Here is an 18,415-nt window from a genome sequence, read left to right as displayed (position 1 = left end):
TCATAGACCCCCCTGATAGATTTGCTTCGATAGATATCGCTCACTACTATCTGCAAATAGTACAACAATATTCGTTCCTGGAACAGATTTTTCTGCTTCTTGCAGAGCCGCATGTAAAGCCGCACCCGCTGAGCTACCAGCCAAAATACCTTCTTTACGCGCTAATTCTTTTACAAGAGAAAAGGCTTCCTCGTCCAAAACGGTATATACAGCATCAAAATAAGAAGTATCCATAAAGTCTGGGATAAACTCCATCCCAATTCCTTCTGTTTTATGTGGACCGGATTCTCCTCCGTTTAAGATAGAGCCCTCTGGTTCAACTATAACAGTTCTGATCGATGCACGCTGTTCTTTTAAATAACGTGCTACTCCCATAAAGGTACCACCAGACCCTGCACCAGCCACAAAGGTGTGCACCTGGCCGTCCATTTGATCCCAAATCTCAGGACCTGTTGTTTTATAGTGAGCCTCTGGGTTTGCTGGGTTGGCAAATTGCTGCGGCACAAATGCTCCTGGAATGCTCTCGGCTAATTCCTTCGCCTTAGCTATTGCTCCCTTGATTCCTAATTCCGTTGGTGTATTTATCACTTCCGCCCCCAAGGCACGCATAAGCTCTTGCTTTTCCATTGAAAATTTTTCAGGTACGCAAAAGATTACACGATAAGAAGTATTAACGGCGGCCAGCGCTACACCAACCCCTGTGTTCCCTGCTGTTGGTTCAATAATAGTCCCGCCAGGCTGCAAGAGACCGCGTTCTTCTGCATCTCGTATTAATTCTACTCCGAGACGATCTTTTACACTACCCCCTGGATTATAGGACTCCAATTTAGCAAACAGACGAACTCCTTTTGGTAAAGCAAATTGCGTCAGTTCAACAATAGGTGTATTTCCAATTAATTCCTTTATGTTGCGATAAACCTTCACGTAGATCTTCCTCCGATCCAATGTTTATATGCAGGAATATATAAGTACAAGTAGGAACGCCATTAGTATAACATGCTTTCAGCTAACTTTTTGCATTTATCTTAATATTGTCCGCTCAGGAAGGACTTTCTCATGAATCAGCACCAATTCTGCATTTCTCCCCTATTTTTGATAAAAGAATGATAATAAGTATAGAAACTCATGGATTTTCGCAAATAGGGAGATTATAATAGAATGGAGTTGAAAAGGAGTGATTATCCATGAAAGAACAAGTACAAGAAGTACTAGAAAAGCTTCGTCCGTACCTTCAACGCGATGGCGGTGACGTTGAACTTGTTGACGTTGAAGATGGCATCGTTAAACTACGTCTGATGGGTGCATGCGGTAGCTGCCCTTCTTCTACCATCACCCTAAAAGCCGGTATTGAACGCGCATTAGTTGAAGAAGTACCTGGTGTTGTAGAAGTTCAACAAGTATTTTAAGATTATTATACGATTGAAAGCATTCATGCGCCTATGCCTTGAATGCTTTTTTTGTGTAAAAACCGATGCAGCATATAGGAAAAGTCCGATTTTACTTACTCGGACTTTTCCCCACAAAGCGATCAAAAAACTGAATAACCCGACGAGAATACAATGCTCTATCTCTTGTATAACACCGTACATGATCGGCTTCTGGAACCAGCCATAATTCTGCTTCGGGATGCATGGCTGCTTCATATAATTTTTCACTTTCCTTATGAGGAATCGTCTTATCCTCTCTGCCATGAATAAGGAGCAACGGTCTAGAGCCGTATCGTTTCACAGCCTCGATAGGCTTCACCTGCTTTGGGCTTGCCCCCACCAGGATCGGTATGACGGTTAGGATAATCGATGTGAACGGAAAGGAAGGAAGTCTTGTCCACACTGGCAAATTGTTAGAAAGATAATCAGATAATAAAGCAAAGGGACAATCTGCAACCACCGCATTCACGCGTTCATCTTCCCCTGCAGCCAGCAAAGCGGTAGCCGCCCCCATAGAAAAACCAATCAAACCAATAGAATGATCTGGAGCGTAGTTTTTGGCAAAATCAATTGCTCCTAACAAATCCTTCTGCTCTTCTAACCCAATTGTAGTCAAATTTCCTTCTGATTCCCCAGCATTTCGAAAATCAAAAAGGATTGTATCATATCCGGCTTCCACGAAGGATTTAGCAAGCGTTAACGCCGGTAAATGCTGTTCTAAGCGATTTTGACTGTAGCCATGGGCAACAATAATCGTAGCATGCTTAAGTGGTTGTACAGAATTGCTATCCTGTTTAGCCTCTGCGGTTCCTTTATCTATTTGATTCAAGAGCGCTTCTCGGTGCTTCGCAGCAGAGAAATACCAGCCCTTCATCTGCAACTGATCACGGCTTGGAAATGTAATGCAGTCGTATACAGGTAAACCGTAATCCTCAGGATGAACATTAATCGGCTTACGTCTTGGATGCAGTAATTTTTGACCAACATACAAGCTAATCACTACTAGCAACGCGATCACTACGAAGACGAAACAGACCAAAGACATCAAAAAGGTTTGGTTCATATAGGAGTAATCGCCTCGTCTTTCGAAAGTACAGCCACTAGATTTTCAGATACAAGCATCGCCATACGATCTCGCGTTTCATAAGTAGCACTGCCGATATGCGGAAGAGCCACTACATTTGGAAGTGACAGGAGGGGGTGATTTGTTGGAATCGGCTCCTGCTGGAAAACATCTAAACCAGCCGCCCAAATCGTTCCTTGTTTCAAAGCTTGGTATAGAGCCTCTTCATCTACTGTAGCTCCACGCGAGGCATTAATGAAGACTGCCGTAGACTTCATCATGGCAAATTCCTCTGCACCCATTAGACCTTTTGTTTCTTCCGTCAATGGAGTTAATAGCACCACATAATCAGATTCACACAATAAATCAGGTAATGAGCAATATGTAGCCCCATAGGTCTGTTCTGCCTCTACTCTGCGGCTCCGATTATGGTATAAGATACGCATATCAAAGCCGGCCGCCCTTTTGGCAACAGCTTCACCAATCCGCCCCATCCCTATGATTCCAATCGTTGCACCGTGAATGCGCTGGCCCGCCATGAAATAAGGACTCCATGTTTTCCATTCTCCATTCATCAGCACTCTGTTTGCTTCTATAAAACGTCTCCCAGCCGCCATTAACAGTCCAAAAGTCAGATCCGCAGTAGCATCCGTTAGCACATCCGGTGTATTCGTTACAACAATACCTCTCTCTTTGCAAGCTTCTAAATCAATATTGTCATATCCAACAGCGAGGGTAGAGATTACTTTTAAATGAGGAGCAGCATCAATGATTTCGCGATCAATCCGGTCGGACAGCATAACATATAAGCCGTCCGAGCGTTTTGCTTTTTCTAATAAAATGTCGCGGGGGACAGGGTATTCCTGATCCCATACCTCAACAGTCGCTATAGTCGCTAAAAGGCTCATAGCTTCCTCCGCTACTTTCCGTGTCACATATACAAATGGTTTTGTTGTCATCTTCAGGTAACCTCCATAGCCAATGTATCTCGGGAATCTCAACGCCGAAGTACTGACGAATTGCTTCTGGATATTGCCCAAGCACTTGTTCCATGGTAGCAAGCTCTGCATCAAGCGGGGTTTGCCAATCCTCTCCCACTATTGCGCGCTCCTCGTCGCCCATGAGGCTATAAATCTCCACTGTTTTTAAAAAGCGAGAGGGATACAAAAGCATCGCAAAAATAAAGCAATATTCCTCAGGGTAAAGCTGTGCTATACATTGATAACCCACTAAAAATTCTATTACTTTATCTTCTTGCCATCCATTTTTGCGAACAATCCATTTTATACCTTGCCCAATATCACGCGTACGCATATCCAGTACCCAGCTATATTGTCCCGCAATGTATCTTTTTCCACTTTCATGAAACAATATATGACCATCTTGAAAATTCTGAAAAGCTATCTTTCCTTGCTTACTGATAGCATTGGTCAATCGTTTGTAACCATTGCCATTTAAATAATCAATAGCGGTGGATGCAGATACTTGTATATACGTAAACATTGTAAATAAATAAACCTCAAAGGGGTTGAATGCTTTCGACTTTTCCAGACTATCGAGTAAACTTTCATAGGTTTTACATTTCTTTTCCCACATCTCTGGCCATGTACCTAAGGAACGGTACGGTAAATAGAGCTTATCCCATGAAAGCGTGCGAGTCGCTTGGTGAAACTCCGCCAGTGACCTACCCAGATTAAAATAATGGCGTTCCCATGTCGTCTCCCTCATGCCCTCTTGCAGATAATACAGAACTTCTCCATCTTTCATATGATAATTATCATCATTTGCTTTACAAATTGGCAGGACTTTTAGATCACAATTTTTATGGATCACATCCATTGCCTTCTCGACTAAAAAGCCCTTTGCCCGGTACGATGGGGGACAAGTGTGGATGTAGTGCAACCCTCGATCCGTATACAACAGCTTGCGTCCATTCTCCTCTTTCCACTCTACATCAACAAAAGAGTACTCCTCACAAAACTTGCCCAATAGTTCTTCCATTGCCTAACCCTCCTGCCCTGACTCTGTTGAAATAGCTTATGACATTTCATGGGCATAGGTGAGTGCATAGCCTTCCGAAAAAAGACAAATGCTAGCTGTATCTAGGCTAGAAAGAGGCGATTATTCGTTGAATCAACAACAGCATATTTGGAGTGAACAAGTTTACTCTAAAGCAATTGAACTTTTGCATGAGCGAGGAGTGCGTCTTGAAGATATTGGGGAAATCGTAAAGTTTCTCCAAGAAAAATATATACCCGATCTTCAAATGGAACAATGTCTAGAAAGCGTAAATGCCGTCCTGCAAAAGCGTGAGGTACAAAATGCTCTATTAACAGGCATTCAGTTAGACATGCTAGCTGAACAGAACAAGCTACTATCTCCTTTGCAAGAGATGCTTGCGACTGATGAATCTCTATTTGGAGTAGACGAGGTTCTGGCGCTCGCGATCGTCAATATTTACGGAAGTATTGGATTTACCAATTATGGGTATGCCGACAAGCTAAAATACGGTGTGCTAGAGAAATTAAACGATAAAAAGTATGGTGTACATACCTTTTTAGACGACCTAGTAGGCGCAATTGCAGCCGCAGCATCCAGCCGATTGGCCCACCGTCGCCGTCATCAGGAAGAAGAGCTTAAAGCTAAGAACGTATCTTATCCATCCAAGTAAGTAGACTTTGTTCTACATACGTAGGTGGTTCATCATGTTTATCTGCATCCTCTTGCGTGGAATATCCTGAGAGCACAAGCAGGGTGTCAATGCCGCTGTTGATGCCCGCTTGAATATCTGTGTGTAGGTTATCCCCCACGATGATGGTCTCCTCTGGTTTGGTTCCGATCTTTTCTAATGCGTACTTTATAATAATGGATTCTGGTTTGCCAATAATGGTAGGACGCTCGGCTGATGCAGTCGCTACAGCAGCTACTAATGCTCCGTTTCCAGGCATGAGACCGTGTTCTGTTGGTAGAGCAGGATCTGCATTGGTAGCAATAAATGTGGCTCCATTTCGAATGGCGCGCATAGCTGTTGTTAATTTTCCATAGGTAAAGTCGCGGTCAATACCGATGATGACATAGGAGGGATTTTCTTCTGTAAATGAAAATCCTGCCTCCTCCATGGCTGTCTTTAGACCCTCTTCTCCTAAAGCAAAATACGTTTTGGGCCGTTCCTTTTGTTCATTTAAATATTTTGCTGTAGCCATGCTGGTTGTATAAACCTGATCGGGCGTGGTAGGTAAGCCCATGCTGCTTAGACGTTCTGCCACCTTTTCCGGGCTGGTCGATGAATTGTTTGTAACATACAGATAGGGAGTATTTGTTTCCTGAAGATAGGTTATAAAAGTGACAGCTTCAGGTATAACCCGATTCCCATGATAGACGGTGCCATCTAAATCAAGCAGATATCCTTTATATGTTTTCATGTTGTCTCTCCCTTCTCCTTAGCCTTTCTCTATTGTACTTGCTTGGTTTGAGCATGACAAATGACATCCTCTTGGATAAAACAAAAAACCACCCGCAGATGAGTGGTTTGTTAGCTCTTTATTCAGCCTTTTGTTTAATTTTGTACAGGCATTTGTCTCCACCTTTGGCCATACAGGAGGCCTGTTCCACCTCTGTACCTAAAACGCGTTTAAATAATGACAATTCACAACTACATGCCTGATTAAACTGGCGAGCTACCTGAGAGATTGGACAGTTAAACTCTTTAATAAAATAGTCCCCTGTCTCCTCGTCTCTACCCCATTCCACCATGTAGCCCTTCTGATTTTGTATATCCGCTAATGCAGCTACCTTTTCTTCCAATTCGCCTTGAATATAGGGACGATACGTTTCTTCGAGTCGATCTTCTCGTCTACGAAACAAGGTTGCTACCTTGTCCGCTCCGTCTATATCAACTAAATCTTGAAGGAAGTCTAGCGTAAGATCATGATAGTTACGCGGAAATAGTTCATCCGCTTGCTGTGATAAGGAGTATACATTAGTCGGACGACCCATCGCTTGACGTACCAGCGAGGACTTGATCAGATTGTCACGCTCCAACGTGTTCAAATGGCGGCGTACTGCCATCTCCGTGATGCCCAAATCCAACGCAATATCGCTAACTGAAAGGGAACCTTTAACTTTTAACATATGCAGAATTTGATCACGTGTGGAAGTCTGTTCCTTTGACATAACAATCACCGTCCTTTCTCTCCTATTCTACAGGAAGGAATAACATTAGTAAACTAATGAAAGGTTTTTGTTTAAAAAATCCACTTTTGTTAATAGCCTATTTTCCTTGTTTATTCCTAAAATAATTCCTTTTGAATGTATGTCCGAACAGAAGGTGCAAATGTTGTTAATATAGGCAGAGCCTCTCTAACTAATGCACTCATTTCCAAGACAGAAATCTCTGAATAGGTAACAAGTGGTTTGCGAAATTCCATAACACGATGCAGAACAGTAGCCTGCTCGTTTGTAAGAACAGTTTCGTCACGAAGGATTTCTACGATATCAGTATAGCTGCCGGGATCCCGCATGATAAATCCATCTATAAGAGCGTTTCCTACATCAGCAATTCCTTCTATACATATATGCAAAGCGCGTTCGATTGCTAATTGTTTGATTGGGTTACAAGCCAGTTCTTCATCAGAATAAGTAATATTTTGAGATAGAAGCGTTAGCATGCGCTCCATATAAGTAAGAACCTGCTCGACCTTTGCTGTATTTACATCGTACATGTTGTCTTCCCCCGCTTAATCATCTATTTTTTGCGTTTTTTAGAAGCAAGCTTTGCCCAAAGTACAGTTCCAAAAAACGTGAATACAACCATCAGCAATACAAGTAAGCTCATCCCAAGGTCTTCCGTCAACAACCTCACCTCATTTCCTTGTCCCATTATAACAAAAATACTGAATGAAATAACTTATCTAACAGATCAGAGGTGATTTCCGTACATTATATTCCCTATCCAAACATTTCTTTCGCTTTTCATCAGGAGAACACCTGTTGTTTTTCGGATGATGTGATAAAATGAAGTCGATAAAACACGTTTTAGAGAAAACGATAACAACGATTGTAACAGGAGGATCAGATGGAAAGAGAATTAGCGTTAGAGGTTGTTCGTGTTACAGAGGCAGCAGCGCTCTCTTCTGCACGCTGGATGGGGCGTGGCAAAAAAAATGAAGCTGACGATGCTGCGACATCAGCTATGCGCGCCGTATTTGACACAATTTCCATTCGCGGTACGGTTGTCATCGGTGAAGGAGAGCTTGATGAAGCACCGATGCTATATATTGGAGAAAAACTAGGTAATCAATCAGAGGATTCTCCAGAGGTTGACGTTGCCGTAGATCCTTTGGAAGGAACAACGATTCTTGCGAAAGGCCACAATAACGCCATGGCAGTTCTTGCAATTGGAGATCGTGGCACTATGCTGCATGCACCAGATATGTACATGCAAAAATTAGTAGTAGGACCTGCTGCAGCCGGTTTAATCAATCTAGATGATCCAATCGAAAAAATGATAGAAACAGTTGCAAAAGCAAATCAAAAACGCATAGAAGATGTCACTGTGATTGTACAGGAAAGAGAGCGCCATCAGGATATCATAAACGCGATTCTAGATACTGGGGCTCGTGTCAAGCTGTTTGGAGATGGTGACGTAGGCGCTGCTATTGCTGCTTCTATGCCAGAAGAGTCGGGAATTGATTTGTTTGTAGGCATAGGCGGTGCTCCTGAGGGCGTCATTAGTGCTGCTGCTATCAAATGCTTAGGCGGAGATATGCAGGCACGGCTAAAGCCACAAAACGATGAAGAACGCGAACGTTGCCGTCAAATGGGACTCGATGATCCTGAGCAGCTCCTGACAATTAACGATTTAGTTTCTGGTGATGATGCTATTTTTGCCGCAACTGGAGTTTCAGACGGTGAACTATTGCAAGGGGTTAAGTTTCTAAGCAATAATATAGCTAAGACTCATTCCCTGGTCATGAGAGCAAAGACTAGAACGATTCGTTTCGTAGAGGCTAGACACAGTCTAGATCATAAACCAAACTTAGTATGGAAGTAGGGTAATACAATGTCCCACGAGCCTTTTTATCTGTATGATGAAACGGAAGAAACAACGACTCGATTTGTCAGCTTTATGGGCGATTCCACACGTTTTGATCTGGCCATTATCAAAACAAGTCGTTTTTATGGAAAAAAGTTGGTTGTCAATATTCAGAACGGCCGCAGTGCGATTATCGGCCCAGATGATTTAGAAGAAGAAGGATACCTAGAGTATGCCTATCAAATCACTGAGGCAGAAGCGGAAGAATTAAAAGAGTTTTTAGTTCGAGTCATTGGATAACAATTCTTAGTCCTCTGCATTGCCAGGGGGCTTTTTTCTTTGCCTTTGGTGCCCATTTTACACAAGGACATACGCCAAATGCCTATTTTCCTCGTATACTGCTCCCATAAATACAAAATAGAAAAATGTGAGGAGTGTATCGTCGATTATGGAAAGTCAATTCGAAAGCCAATCAATTCAAGAGCATTCTTTCAAACAACCTGAGGTTAGAGATCAGATTCAGCATACAGATTACAATGTAGGAAATTCTTATAACTATGCAGATAGTTATCCTCACTATTATTCACCAGCTAACACACCTTATGTTGCCCCTGAGTATTCTCCTTATCAATTCGTTCCTGTACAAAGAGGTAGAGATTGGCGTAGGCATCATCGCTACCCCTATCCGCCTTTTTTCAGCCCATATCCACCCTTTTATCCGCCCTTCTACCCACCATTTTTTCCACCATTTTTCTACCGCAGTGTCGATGGACCAGTATATGGAGAAGAAGGATATGGATATGAGACCGTATAACTAATCAAAAAAACACCTGTTGAGAATCCTTTCGTCTCATCAGGTGTTTTTTGTATCGTTATTTTTTTGTTTGAATTATTTTTTTAGTAGATGTAGCCGCTGGTTTGACCCGTGGTCCTTTTGGCGATTGATTGTTAGTACGCTTCTCTTTGCTTATTTGTTCAGTACGATTGGCTTTCGGATTCCCTCGATCCTTCCCATCTTTTCCCTCTTTATTCGGACGATCCCGATCTTGTCGAGGAAAACGAGACGGCTTATCATTCTTGTCCGATCGACGTTTAAAGGGACGTTCATAATTTCGAGGTCGGGTAGGAGTTTGGGTCGCTTGAGAAGATGATTCTTTATCTAGGCTTTCCAAATCAATCAGGGTTTGGTCTGTTTCGTCTTCCAGCTCACATTCATTCAAACGTTTGGTGCGCTTTAGAACAAAATAAGCACAGCCAAAATTGCAATATTCCTGAAGATACTCATCTAAGGCAGCAATTTTTTGCTCAAAAGGCACTTTGCGATTTGTATTTTCAAAGAATCCGCGTAAACGAAGCTGGCCATAGCCCCAGTCACCTACGATGTAATCGTATTTATCCAATACATCGCTGTAGCGTTCTTTGCAGACCTCCAGATTCCAGCCATCACGATTTTCTTCCACTAATTCATAAACACCTGCTTGCAAGCGAATCAAGAGTGCTTCCTCCTCTTCTTAAACCTCAAACATGACCATCTTCTCCAATCTTACCACATTTTTTACGGAAAAACATATCCTTAAAGAGGGCAATCTATTCTCAGGAGGTGTCCATCTATGCAAAAGAAATGGATTTTTGCTACTGTAGCCAGCTTAGCATTACTTACATCTGCTTGTGGAACCACCCCTGGTGGCGGAACAGCTCAAACAAAATCCTATACCAACTCTGCATATACAAACCGTAATGATGGTACAAGCATTAATAACTATGATTACGAAGGGTTTGGTTATCGTAACAATGTTGGACGTCCATCTTTTTTCTATGGCAGCGAGCCTAATTACAATGATTACCTAAGAGATGGCGGAACCTTTGCATATCGAACAACCCCATATGGTACAACTGCTCCGAATTCTATGTATCGTGCCAACACCTATAACAGGAGTGGGTACCCCTATTCCGGTCGTACTTTGACTAAAGGAGCCAGCCTATACTCCAATGAAAGCTATGGACAAAGCTATCGGATGAATGGGGTAGGAACCTACAATGCATATGGCAGCCCTAACGGTACGCATTCATATCCGTATTACAATGCAATGAGTGGGACAGGTGCACCAAGTATATATAGCACCTATAACACCTCCTATGGCCAAAATGCAAATACAACAGGATATGCTGTTGTACATCGCAATCAATTGCGCGGGTACGAAAAAACATCGCGCGTCTATATTGACCGTGATGCATTGGCACAAGCAGTAGGTCAAGTTGTTTGTAGTGTTCCAGGGATTGATAATGCTACCGTTCTAGTAACGGATGAAGAAATTTTTGTCGGTGTCAAAACATCTGATAAAGATGATCGCTCTGCTACCGTAAAGGCTCGGAATAGCGCTTTGTCCATTGCGCCACGGTATTACAAGGTGTATTTAACCGATGATCCAAATATGACTAAGGAATTGTCTCATGTAGCGAACTCCTCGGCAAAAACAGCAAGTACGCAAAGCACGACGGGGACAGCTCATGCTCAAACAGTCGATCGTCTTGTGAAAAGCTTTGGGGGCATGACCGATTACGAAAAAACCAAAAGCATGTTGAACAAGACACCAAGCATGACGCGTTAAAAGACAACAAAGCACCCTTTGCCATAAAGCTTATGGCATGAGGGTGCTTTTCCATTAAAATGATAGGTTTGTAGGAAACGTATTATTGCTTATCTAATTTATTACGAATTACGCGTTAGCAGCCGCAATCGTGTTCTTTGCTGCATTCGCTTGCTCGTGTGCGTGATAAGAGCTTCGTACCAACGGACCTGATTCTACGTGACTAAAACCGCGCTTCATTCCTTCTTCTTTCATCATACGGAATTCGTCTGGATGGTAATACTTAGTTACTGCAATGTGTTTTTTCGTTGGTTGCAGGTATTGTCCTATCGTCATGATGTTAACGTCAACCGCACGCAAGTCATCCATGGTTTCCAAAATATCCTCAATTTCTTCACCCACACCAATCATCAGACTTGATTTGGTTGGAATGGTTGGTTGCATCTCTTTTGCACGACGTAACAATTCTAACGTACGATCATATTTAGCACGAGCACGTACACGATCGGATAAGCGGCGCACTGCTTCAATATTATGATTCAATACATCAGGGCGCGCATCCATAACTAATTTCAATGCATCCCAGTTCCCCATAAAGTCTGGGATAAGAACCTCGATCGTAGCAAGAGGAAGTCGCTTGCGGATTGCCTTGATCGTAGCTGCAAAGATACTTGCTCCCCCATCTGCTAAATCGTCACGGGCTACAGAAGTTACAACGACATGCTTCAAGCCCATTTGTTCAGATGCTTCTGCTACACGTTCTGGCTCTGCCAAATCCAACTCGGTTGGAAGACCCGTTTTTACTGCACAAAAACGACAAGCACGTGTGCAAATATCGCCTAAAATCATAAAAGTGGCGGTTCGATTCACCCAGCATTCATGTATATTGGGACATTTTGCTTCCTCGCAAACCGTATGCAGGGTTTTCCCACGCATCATCTGCTTAATTTCACGGAAGTTGTCCAAATCTTGTCCAGATGCGAGATTTATTTTTAGCCAATCTGGTTTGCGTTGTGCCATCTACCGTCACACTCCTAACATTTTTCAGTGTCTCAATTATAATTAGAATGATTATTATCTGCAACCTATTAGGTGTTACTGCTTGCTTCTTTATTGTACCAGTTATGAAGCTGATGACGCGGATGATTTTTTATTTGTTCACTTAATAATAACATTTCTCGTTGTTGACAAGAAAATAAAAAAATTTGATGGGTTTGGGCTAATGTAAGCAAGTATGCTAATGTACTCTGCAAACGTTGATCATCGTAATGGACAAAGTGATCGTCTAAAAAAATGGGCAGAGGCTCTTTGGCCTTACTAATTTGCAAAATGAAGGCGATTCGTTGGGCAAAGTATAACTGATCCTGCATGCCATTAGACAGCTTCTCCTGGGGAATAACCCTGTGCAAATTAGGTTCTATTACTTTTATCGAAAATTGATTGGTAGGATCAATTCGCACATCTTGATATCGTCCCTCTGTTATCTGACTGGTCACCTCTGAAGCAATCTGACTAACATCTGGGGAAACCTCTCTATGCCATACCCTCATGGCTTCCTGAAGTGTATCCCTCGCAAGCTGTAAGCTATCTCGTCGTAATTGCACCTCTTCTAATGCTAGCTCAGCCTCCTCAAAGGCCGTTTTGGCTCTGGCCAAAGAGCTTTGATCTTGCTGTCCAAGCTCTCCCCTTGCCCTCGCAATACGCTCCCTTACATGGGCAAGCTGCTGCTCCAGCTTCTTTGCCTCCTCCAGGCCTTCAGCCTGTTCATGCTCCTTTTTCTCTTTAGAGATCAGCATTGCGTTTCGTGTTTTTTCTGCCCAATTCAACAGAAGTGCTTGTCGATCCTTTTCTTTTTGTTCTATAAATGCTGACTGCTCTGCTCGTAATCTTTCCACTTGCAATTCTTCCTCTAATCGTTCGATCGCTTGTAATTGTCCTTGATTAGCGGATAACACATGGAGCTCTACCAATAAGGCTTCCCGTTTATCAGTAAATTCTTCCCAATTATCTACCTGATGGACAGAAAAAATAACTGTAAGCCGCTCGCTCTGAATTTGTTCCTGCTCAATTAACTGCTGTAGTGTTTGTTGCGCTTGCCCGATTTCTTGCTGCAGCTCGCTTATTTCTACATGTAGCTTACTTATTAGGGTAGCTTGCTCTTCATTCTCCTGTGTAACAGTCTCCAGCTCCTGCTTGCAATGCTGTAATCTGACATATTTCTCGCGTAACGTCCGCACTTGCTCTGCCGAGTCAATATTCATCCGAGAAATCCACTGCGAAACAGACTCAGGAATCTGTGACACTTGTGCTGTCTGAATGTTGGCTTCTTTTCTTTTTCTGCTTAGCTTGTTTTTATACAGAAAATAAAAAATAAAGCAGAGTAAGCCTGCAATCATGGTTATTACGCTGCCAATCCTCACTAAATCCCAGCGCTGTTCAATTATCATCCACGTACTCCAAATGGCAGTTACCAGTGCGGTCTCACCGCTTACCCAGACATGCAGAGGAATTTTGGAAGCTGCTCGTGTCTCTTGCTTTGATTGTTCCAGCTTTTGCTTTCTGGTCTTGGCTCTGCGACTGCTCATTGAGACAAACAGATCTACCTCATCCACCCTATTTTGCCGCAGATAATTTTCTGTTTGCATAGCCACAACCTCATCGTAATAAGCCAGTTGAGGTACTTCTTGTAAAAGATGAGTAAGCTCCTTACTTGCCGCATCAACACTTTTCTTATTTTGTAGCGCGGCCTTTAGTTGAGCCAGCAAGACCTCCTGCTGATAGCGCTGTTGGCGTGTATCCTCTAGACTCTTATATATCGTACGTGCTATTTGGTAATCATGGTTTACTTGCTCTAGCTCAGCATCCTTGTGTAACTCGTTTTGTTTGTTCCATTCTTCAAGAGGATTTGCTGCTTTCTCTAGCTCTTCCCGTACCCCTGCTTCTTTTGGAGTTTGTCCAATAACACCGCCAGCTTCCGGATACTGTCCTATCTCCAGCTCTAGCCGAGCAAGCCGCTGCTGGGTCGATTGGTGGCATTCGACGAGCTCTGGCACCTCACTGTAAATGATAGGCAGTGCACGTATAGCTTCAGTTAACCAGCGAGCTACATGGTCACTGTGAGTGGTTTCATACGTGTAAGTCCACCAGTGTTGCCAAACCTCCATAAATTGCTGATGCTCGGTAAGCAGTTTAGCTTGCATGTCGTATTTTTTCTGGATTTGTTCTTCTTCCTTTTGCCACTCCGTCAAGGATTGGTGGAGATGCTTGTTTACCTGCCAGATTTCTTCTGCTTGTTGGAGAGCCTGACGAGCCTGCTGCCATTGTCGGTTAGCTTTGCCCCACCGTGTGTTCTCAGCATTGTCTTTTTTCCCTATCGCACTATACTCTTGTTCCAACGCAGCTAATACACCTTGAACAGCAGGATCAATCACACCTTCTTGGGCAAGGCTTGGTAATAAATGCTCCGGGGCCTGTAATCCCTCTCTCTTGATCCAGGTTATATCAGTAAATAAACTGCGGTTGAGTCCCAGATGCTTCTCGATAAAATTGTATTCCCGCCGGCGGTCTTCTTTATATAAGGCTAAAGCCTCTGTCAGCTCCGGCTCTAAAAACAACTTTATTTGCTCGCGCTCTTTATCAAGAACCCGATGTAAGCGAAATTGTTGATTCGCCAGCGTATACCGTACGATGGTTTCATAGGAGGAATGGTGCCAAGGGTAATAGCGATCGTATTCGTCTAAATAACGAGATACTTTGATAAAATCCTTCTTCATCCCATACAAGCTAGCCAACAGTGCCTGTAATAAGGTAGACTTTCCAGCCTCATTTGGGGCATAAAACAGGTTTAAGCCCGGTGCAAAGGTAAAGGTTCTTTCCTGCCATTTACCAAAACCTTTCATATGTATATCCTCAATGATCAACGAAATACACTCCCAATCTGCTGTAAAGCCTCTCGTTTCGCAAGTTGGATTACTGCTTTCTCTCGTTCATTTATTGCAGCCTGTTCCAGATCATCTAGCTTTTCAAGCCATTTTCCTAAAACGCCGCCCTTTTCTTTCACCTGCTGTTCATCTATGTCTGGGTAGGTTTCATCTGTAAACTGAATAAAGAAATGCTTCTTGCATCGTGATTTGATTATCTCTACAGGAACCTGCAAATGGCTAGCTCGTTCTCCCTCAAACGTCACATAGAGCAGATCCTCCTTATTCACTTGAGAGAGTTCCTGCTCGACTCGCTCTGCGATTGCATCAATTGTCTCCAAGCCTTTCAGTGAGATAGTCAGTTTTCTGCTGATTCTGCTTTGTACAGATATAGGCTCTACTGTTACCTCCCCATTGCCAGAAATAGTTCCTAGAATGGCATAGCGCTCTCCATTTTCCTTCATTGACAACCCTTCAGGAGAACCTGGATATGCTGCAAAAACCTGTTGAGTCTGCGGATGCAGAAATTGCATCGGCTTATGGATATGTCCAAGTGCCACATAATTTACCCCTGTATCAGCAAGTCCGCCAATCGTCATCGGGGCATAGACAGAATGCTCGGTATGCTCACCGGTAATCACAGAACCATGAATCACCATGACATGATAACGATAATCAGGCAATGTTCCTGGAAAGGAATCTAGTGGAGATGCAGCAACATGCGCTTGGGGGAACCCCCATCCATATAACACACACGATTTTTCCGGATATTCATAAACGCCCCATTCATCTGTGAAAATATGAACATGCGCAGGCCATTCCATTGTTTGATAAAAGGAGCCTTCCTGCCAAGGATCATGATTGCCTGGCGAGATAAAAATAGGTACGGGCGCTACGCTGTCAAATAACTCTCGTAAAAATAAAGCAGTAGCCCTTGTGCCCCCATGGTATTCTAATAAATCGCCAGCAATCAGCCAAAAGTCGACTTGATTGTCTATTGCTACATCGCGTATTCGGCGCATCGTACGTCGGAAATCTTCCTGTCTGATTTCATAGATGGAAGATAAGTTTGTCAAAGGTGCGTCCAGATGGACATCAGCAGTATGAATAAATCTGATCATGTTCGCCCTCCTTCGTCTATGGCTAATTTCTTCATATTACCGCTATGTTCCTGCTAAGATTGCGAACATATCTTCCCTTTGTTAGCTACCAATTAAGAAAGCACGCCTATAAGCGTGCCTTAGCCAGCATCATTGCCTTTTGATAAATTTTCCGCAAAGGAACATCGTGATCTTCTGCTAGCCTGGAGCATATCTCAAAATCAGGAGCAATCTGCACGCAATCTCCATGATAAAATCCCAGCTTTACTTGTACTTCCCCCCACTTTGTTTTTACATTCAAAATTTGTTCTGTTAAACGATGACACGCAACGGGAAAATAACGTATGCCAAAGGTAGTCGTCTCCTGAAACATGATACTTTTCATGATCTCCTGTTGGCTCTCGTAGCACATCACCTGTAGCATGAGACCCGGCCGATTCTTCTTCATCGTGAGTGAAAAATAGGAAACATCTTTGGCTCCAGCCGCATACAAGCTTTGCATGGTATATCCCAGCCACTCCTGAGGGGTATCTTCTAAAGTGGCTTGTAAAAGAATCATCGGCTCATTTATATAAGAAGCATGCTTATTGTCCACACTGTTGTCTTGAGGTTTTTCTACACCTTCCTTTTCAGGATTGATAAATGCTATATATATTCCCTTGCCGCTCCACACCCTTTGGATTTTGCCAGGAGGTGGACTTGCGGCCGAAAGCACCCCCATCTTTTGCAGCCAGCTAAGAAATGAGGTGCTACAAGCTCCTCCCTCCTCTTTTTTCCTCCATTTTTTAATATATTGACCTACTGCTTGTTGGAGAAGGGAGTCCTTCATCATCTCCTCCTCAGGAAGAATCAAATGACTCACCATAACCTGACAATTCTCAGGCCTTCCTATTTCAAGCAGAGAATTCCAAGCCTCTGCTTCCCCTATATCCCATTCACTTGTATCAATGGATGAATCCACCACCTGGGAAAAAAACAGGCCTTCCTCTCTGTGAAGCTGCTGCCAAAGCGGCAATAACGCCGTCAATTGATAAGCTCCTTCTCCCCCGATAAAAACGTATGATTTGCTCATATATAACACCCCCTTTTCTTTTATTTTTAAAAGCTCTTGAGCCATTTACCTTTTTACCTAAAATTTGTAAGCATAGTTTATAAGCGTATCGGTCATTCTACTATAAGGAGACTAATGGCTGGAGGGAGACGTATGCGTTTTCTACGCCTTTATTCATGTTGGATTATCGCTATTATCCTAATGGCTCCATCTCAGGGATTAGCGGCATCAATATCAACTAAGGCACCATCAACTTCCCCTGCTAAATCAGAGTGGGATGAGCGTATGGAATTATTCATTGAATACGAAGCATTATATGGAATTCCGTGGAAATATGTAGCAGCTATTGATCAGTATGAACGATCCATTAAAAAGAAATCTAAAAACAAGGAAGCAGAGTCTGCGAACAAACGACTCACTGCTATCAAGGTTCCCACTGAATTGTGGTGCGGCGTTTTTAATCCTGATTCAGAAGACAATAATCTAACATCTATTACCTTCTTTAACGGAATTGGATTGGATGGTTCCGGAGATGGTGTAGCCGATCAGGATAATGATCGTGACGTATTAACTAGTCTTGTTCGTTTTTTAGGTACTTATGGTTTTAATTCCGATGATTTCAAGATTGGTCTATGGAACTATTATAAGCGTGATTCAGCAGTAAGAACCATCATGCACTTCTCACGAATCTATGAGAAATTCCAAACACTTGATTTAAATGAGCATGCTTTTCCTATTCCCAAACGATTTTCTTATAGTTACCGCAGTACGTGGGGAGATCCGCGCGGCTGGGGAGGACGGCGCATTCATGAAGGAGTCGATATTTTTGCAGGATACTCTACCCCGGTGATGAGCACAGGCTATGGCGTGGTTGAGGTATTAGGCTGGAACCGCTATGGTGGGTGGCGTGTAGGCATCCGCGATATCGACAACATTTATCATTACTTTGCTCATCTGTCCTCCTTTAAAAAGGGATTAAAAGAGGGGGATATCGTTGTCCCTGGTGAAGTAATTGGCTATGTAGGCAGCTCTGGCTATGGAAAGCCTGGTACCTCAGGGAAGTTCCCGCCTCATCTTCATTACGGAACATATCGGGACACCGGAAATAATGAATGGGCATTTGATCCCTATCCGCTGTTAAAGCGCTGGGAAAATCAGAAAAAGCAACCTAAGCCTATTTACAAATAATCTTTTGTAACATCTTACGTAAAAAAAAGCTCCTGCTTCATGTA

The 18,415-nt window shown here is 43.0% G+C and carries 19 protein-coding genes; 7 read left to right on the top strand and 12 right to left on the bottom strand.

The features are described from left to right. Positions 1-924 (bottom strand): cysteine synthase A, encoded by a 924-nt coding sequence (gene cysK, locus QZ995_RS17300; RefSeq protein ID WP_301809266.1) that lies wholly within the window; start codon positions 922-924, stop codon positions 1-3. A gap of 260 nt (positions 925-1,184) precedes the next feature. Here cysK and QZ995_RS17295 point away from each other — a divergent pair, with 260 nt between their 5' ends. Further along, positions 1,185-1,406: a NifU family protein gene (locus tag QZ995_RS17295; protein WP_003334633.1), complete on the top strand. Its 222-nt coding sequence runs from the start codon at positions 1,185-1,187 to the stop codon at positions 1,404-1,406. A gap of 91 nt (positions 1,407-1,497) precedes the next feature. Here QZ995_RS17295 and QZ995_RS17290 read toward each other — a convergent pair whose 3' ends face one another. Genes QZ995_RS17290 through QZ995_RS17280 form a run of 3 tightly spaced genes read right to left on the bottom strand, consistent with a single transcriptional unit; the run spans position 1,498 to position 4,491 of the window. Further along, positions 1,498-2,490 carry an alpha/beta hydrolase gene (locus QZ995_RS17290; RefSeq protein WP_301809259.1) on the bottom strand — a complete coding sequence of 331 codons (993 nt, stop codon included), beginning with the start codon at positions 2,488-2,490 and terminating at the stop codon, positions 1,498-1,500. Beyond that, positions 2,487-3,449 (bottom strand): 2-hydroxyacid dehydrogenase, encoded by a 963-nt coding sequence (locus tag QZ995_RS17285; RefSeq protein ID WP_301809256.1) that lies wholly within the window; start codon positions 3,447-3,449, stop codon positions 2,487-2,489. The genes QZ995_RS17290 and QZ995_RS17285 overlap by 4 nt, the downstream gene beginning before the upstream one ends. Next, entirely contained in the window at positions 3,367-4,491 is a 1,125-nt protein-coding gene (locus QZ995_RS17280; RefSeq protein ID WP_301809252.1) for a hypothetical protein, read from the bottom strand. The genes QZ995_RS17285 and QZ995_RS17280 overlap by 83 nt, the downstream gene beginning before the upstream one ends. A gap of 88 nt (positions 4,492-4,579) precedes the next feature. Between QZ995_RS17280 and QZ995_RS17275 the strand changes: the two genes are divergently transcribed. After that, complete coding sequence (locus tag QZ995_RS17275; RefSeq protein WP_301994270.1) at positions 4,580-5,161, top strand: phosphatidylglycerophosphatase A family protein; 582 nt, start codon at positions 4,580-4,582, stop codon at positions 5,159-5,161. On the opposite strand, the gene QZ995_RS17270 is transcribed toward QZ995_RS17275, so the two are convergent. The 3 genes from QZ995_RS17270 to QZ995_RS17260 all read right to left on the bottom strand — a co-directional run bounded on the left by QZ995_RS17270 (position 5,133) and on the right by QZ995_RS17260 (position 7,211). Then, a complete protein-coding gene (locus tag QZ995_RS17270) occupies positions 5,133-5,912 on the bottom strand; it encodes a TIGR01457 family HAD-type hydrolase (RefSeq protein WP_301809248.1) in 780 nt (259 codons plus the stop codon). The two genes, QZ995_RS17275 and QZ995_RS17270, sit on opposite strands and share 29 nt — an antisense overlap. Positions 5,913-6,030: 118 nt before the next feature. Continuing rightward, complete coding sequence (locus QZ995_RS17265) at positions 6,031-6,663, bottom strand: helix-turn-helix transcriptional regulator (RefSeq protein ID WP_003340871.1); 633 nt, start codon at positions 6,661-6,663, stop codon at positions 6,031-6,033. A gap of 116 nt (positions 6,664-6,779) precedes the next feature. Further along, positions 6,780-7,211: a DUF86 domain-containing protein gene (locus tag QZ995_RS17260; protein ID WP_301809246.1), complete on the bottom strand. Its 432-nt coding sequence runs from the start codon at positions 7,209-7,211 to the stop codon at positions 6,780-6,782. Between the two features lie 353 nt (positions 7,212-7,564). On the opposite strand from QZ995_RS17260, the gene glpX reads away from it, so the two are divergent. The 3 genes from glpX (at position 7,565) to QZ995_RS17245 (ending at position 9,338) form a co-directional block, all read left to right on the top strand. After that, positions 7,565-8,542, top strand: coding sequence for a class II fructose-bisphosphatase (gene glpX, locus QZ995_RS17255; protein ID WP_301809244.1), 978 nt, complete (start codon positions 7,565-7,567; stop codon positions 8,540-8,542). Between the two features lie 9 nt (positions 8,543-8,551). Next, the gene (locus tag QZ995_RS17250; RefSeq protein ID WP_003334622.1) at positions 8,552-8,824 is read left to right on the top strand and encodes a DUF3055 domain-containing protein; all 273 of its coding nucleotides are present in this window, start codon (positions 8,552-8,554) and stop codon (positions 8,822-8,824) included. Between the two features lie 148 nt (positions 8,825-8,972). Next, positions 8,973-9,338: a hypothetical protein gene (locus QZ995_RS17245; RefSeq protein ID WP_301809238.1), complete on the top strand. Its 366-nt coding sequence runs from the start codon at positions 8,973-8,975 to the stop codon at positions 9,336-9,338. A gap of 58 nt (positions 9,339-9,396) precedes the next feature. Here QZ995_RS17245 and QZ995_RS17240 read toward each other — a convergent pair whose 3' ends face one another. Further along, positions 9,397-10,017: a YutD family protein gene (locus tag QZ995_RS17240; protein WP_301809237.1), complete on the bottom strand. Its 621-nt coding sequence runs from the start codon at positions 10,015-10,017 to the stop codon at positions 9,397-9,399. A gap of 117 nt (positions 10,018-10,134) precedes the next feature. Here QZ995_RS17240 and QZ995_RS17235 point away from each other — a divergent pair, with 117 nt between their 5' ends. Next, a complete protein-coding gene (locus tag QZ995_RS17235; protein WP_301809235.1) occupies positions 10,135-11,133 on the top strand; it encodes a YhcN/YlaJ family sporulation lipoprotein in 999 nt (332 codons plus the stop codon). A 108-nt stretch (positions 11,134-11,241) separates the two neighbouring features. Here QZ995_RS17235 and lipA read toward each other — a convergent pair whose 3' ends face one another. The 4 genes from lipA to larC form a co-directional block, all read right to left on the bottom strand. Further along, the gene (gene lipA / locus QZ995_RS17230) at positions 11,242-12,132 is read right to left on the bottom strand and encodes a lipoyl synthase (RefSeq protein WP_301809230.1); all 891 of its coding nucleotides are present in this window, start codon (positions 12,130-12,132) and stop codon (positions 11,242-11,244) included. 68 nt (positions 12,133-12,200) lie between these two features. Next, positions 12,201-15,032, bottom strand: coding sequence for an AAA family ATPase (locus QZ995_RS17225; RefSeq protein ID WP_301809227.1), 2,832 nt, complete (start codon positions 15,030-15,032; stop codon positions 12,201-12,203). Then, positions 15,029-16,153: a metallophosphoesterase family protein gene (locus tag QZ995_RS17220; RefSeq protein ID WP_301809225.1), complete on the bottom strand. Its 1,125-nt coding sequence runs from the start codon at positions 16,151-16,153 to the stop codon at positions 15,029-15,031. The genes QZ995_RS17225 and QZ995_RS17220 overlap by 4 nt, the downstream gene beginning before the upstream one ends. Positions 16,154-16,259: 106 nt before the next feature. Further along, positions 16,260-17,204 carry a nickel insertion protein gene (gene larC, locus QZ995_RS17215; protein WP_301809222.1) on the bottom strand — a complete coding sequence of 315 codons (945 nt, stop codon included), beginning with the start codon at positions 17,202-17,204 and terminating at the stop codon, positions 16,260-16,262. Between the two features lie 132 nt (positions 17,205-17,336). Here larC and QZ995_RS17210 point away from each other — a divergent pair, with 132 nt between their 5' ends. Then, complete coding sequence (locus QZ995_RS17210; protein WP_301809220.1) at positions 17,337-18,371, top strand: M23 family metallopeptidase; 1,035 nt, start codon at positions 17,337-17,339, stop codon at positions 18,369-18,371. The last annotated feature ends 44 nt before the right edge of the window (positions 18,372-18,415 follow it).

Source organism: Brevibacillus laterosporus, assembly GCF_030489605.1.
Taxonomy (GTDB): Bacteria; Bacillota; Bacilli; order Brevibacillales; family Brevibacillaceae; genus Brevibacillus_B; species Brevibacillus_B laterosporus_E.
This window is presented reverse-complemented; position numbering and strand designations above follow the sequence as displayed.

Coding starts and splice junctions, on each gene's coding strand:
- QZ995_RS17295 (WP_003334633.1), top strand. CDS start 1,185: ATGAAAGAACAAGTACAAGAAGTACTAGAAAAGCTTCGTCCGTACCTT.
- QZ995_RS17290 (WP_301809259.1), bottom strand. CDS start 2,490: ATGAACCAAACCTTTTTGATGTCTTTGGTCTGTTTCGTCTTCGTAGTG.
- QZ995_RS17285 (WP_301809256.1), bottom strand. CDS start 3,449: ATGACAACAAAACCATTTGTATATGTGACACGGAAAGTAGCGGAGGAA.
- QZ995_RS17280 (WP_301809252.1), bottom strand. CDS start 4,491: ATGGAAGAACTATTGGGCAAGTTTTGTGAGGAGTACTCTTTTGTTGAT.
- QZ995_RS17275 (WP_301994270.1), top strand. CDS start 4,580: ATGCTAGCTGTATCTAGGCTAGAAAGAGGCGATTATTCGTTGAATCAA.
- QZ995_RS17270 (WP_301809248.1), bottom strand. CDS start 5,912: ATGAAAACATATAAAGGATATCTGCTTGATTTAGATGGCACCGTCTAT.
- QZ995_RS17265 (WP_003340871.1), bottom strand. CDS start 6,663: ATGTCAAAGGAACAGACTTCCACACGTGATCAAATTCTGCATATGTTA.
- QZ995_RS17260 (WP_301809246.1), bottom strand. CDS start 7,211: ATGTACGATGTAAATACAGCAAAGGTCGAGCAGGTTCTTACTTATATG.
- glpX (WP_301809244.1), top strand. CDS start 7,565: ATGGAAAGAGAATTAGCGTTAGAGGTTGTTCGTGTTACAGAGGCAGCA.
- QZ995_RS17250 (WP_003334622.1), top strand. CDS start 8,552: ATGTCCCACGAGCCTTTTTATCTGTATGATGAAACGGAAGAAACAACG.
- QZ995_RS17245 (WP_301809238.1), top strand. CDS start 8,973: ATGGAAAGTCAATTCGAAAGCCAATCAATTCAAGAGCATTCTTTCAAA.
- QZ995_RS17235 (WP_301809235.1), top strand. CDS start 10,135: ATGCAAAAGAAATGGATTTTTGCTACTGTAGCCAGCTTAGCATTACTT.
- lipA (WP_301809230.1), bottom strand. CDS start 12,132: ATGGCACAACGCAAACCAGATTGGCTAAAAATAAATCTCGCATCTGGA.
- QZ995_RS17220 (WP_301809225.1), bottom strand. CDS start 16,153: ATGATCAGATTTATTCATACTGCTGATGTCCATCTGGACGCACCTTTG.
- larC (WP_301809222.1), bottom strand. CDS start 17,204: ATGAGCAAATCATACGTTTTTATCGGGGGAGAAGGAGCTTATCAATTG.
- QZ995_RS17210 (WP_301809220.1), top strand. CDS start 17,337: ATGCGTTTTCTACGCCTTTATTCATGTTGGATTATCGCTATTATCCTA.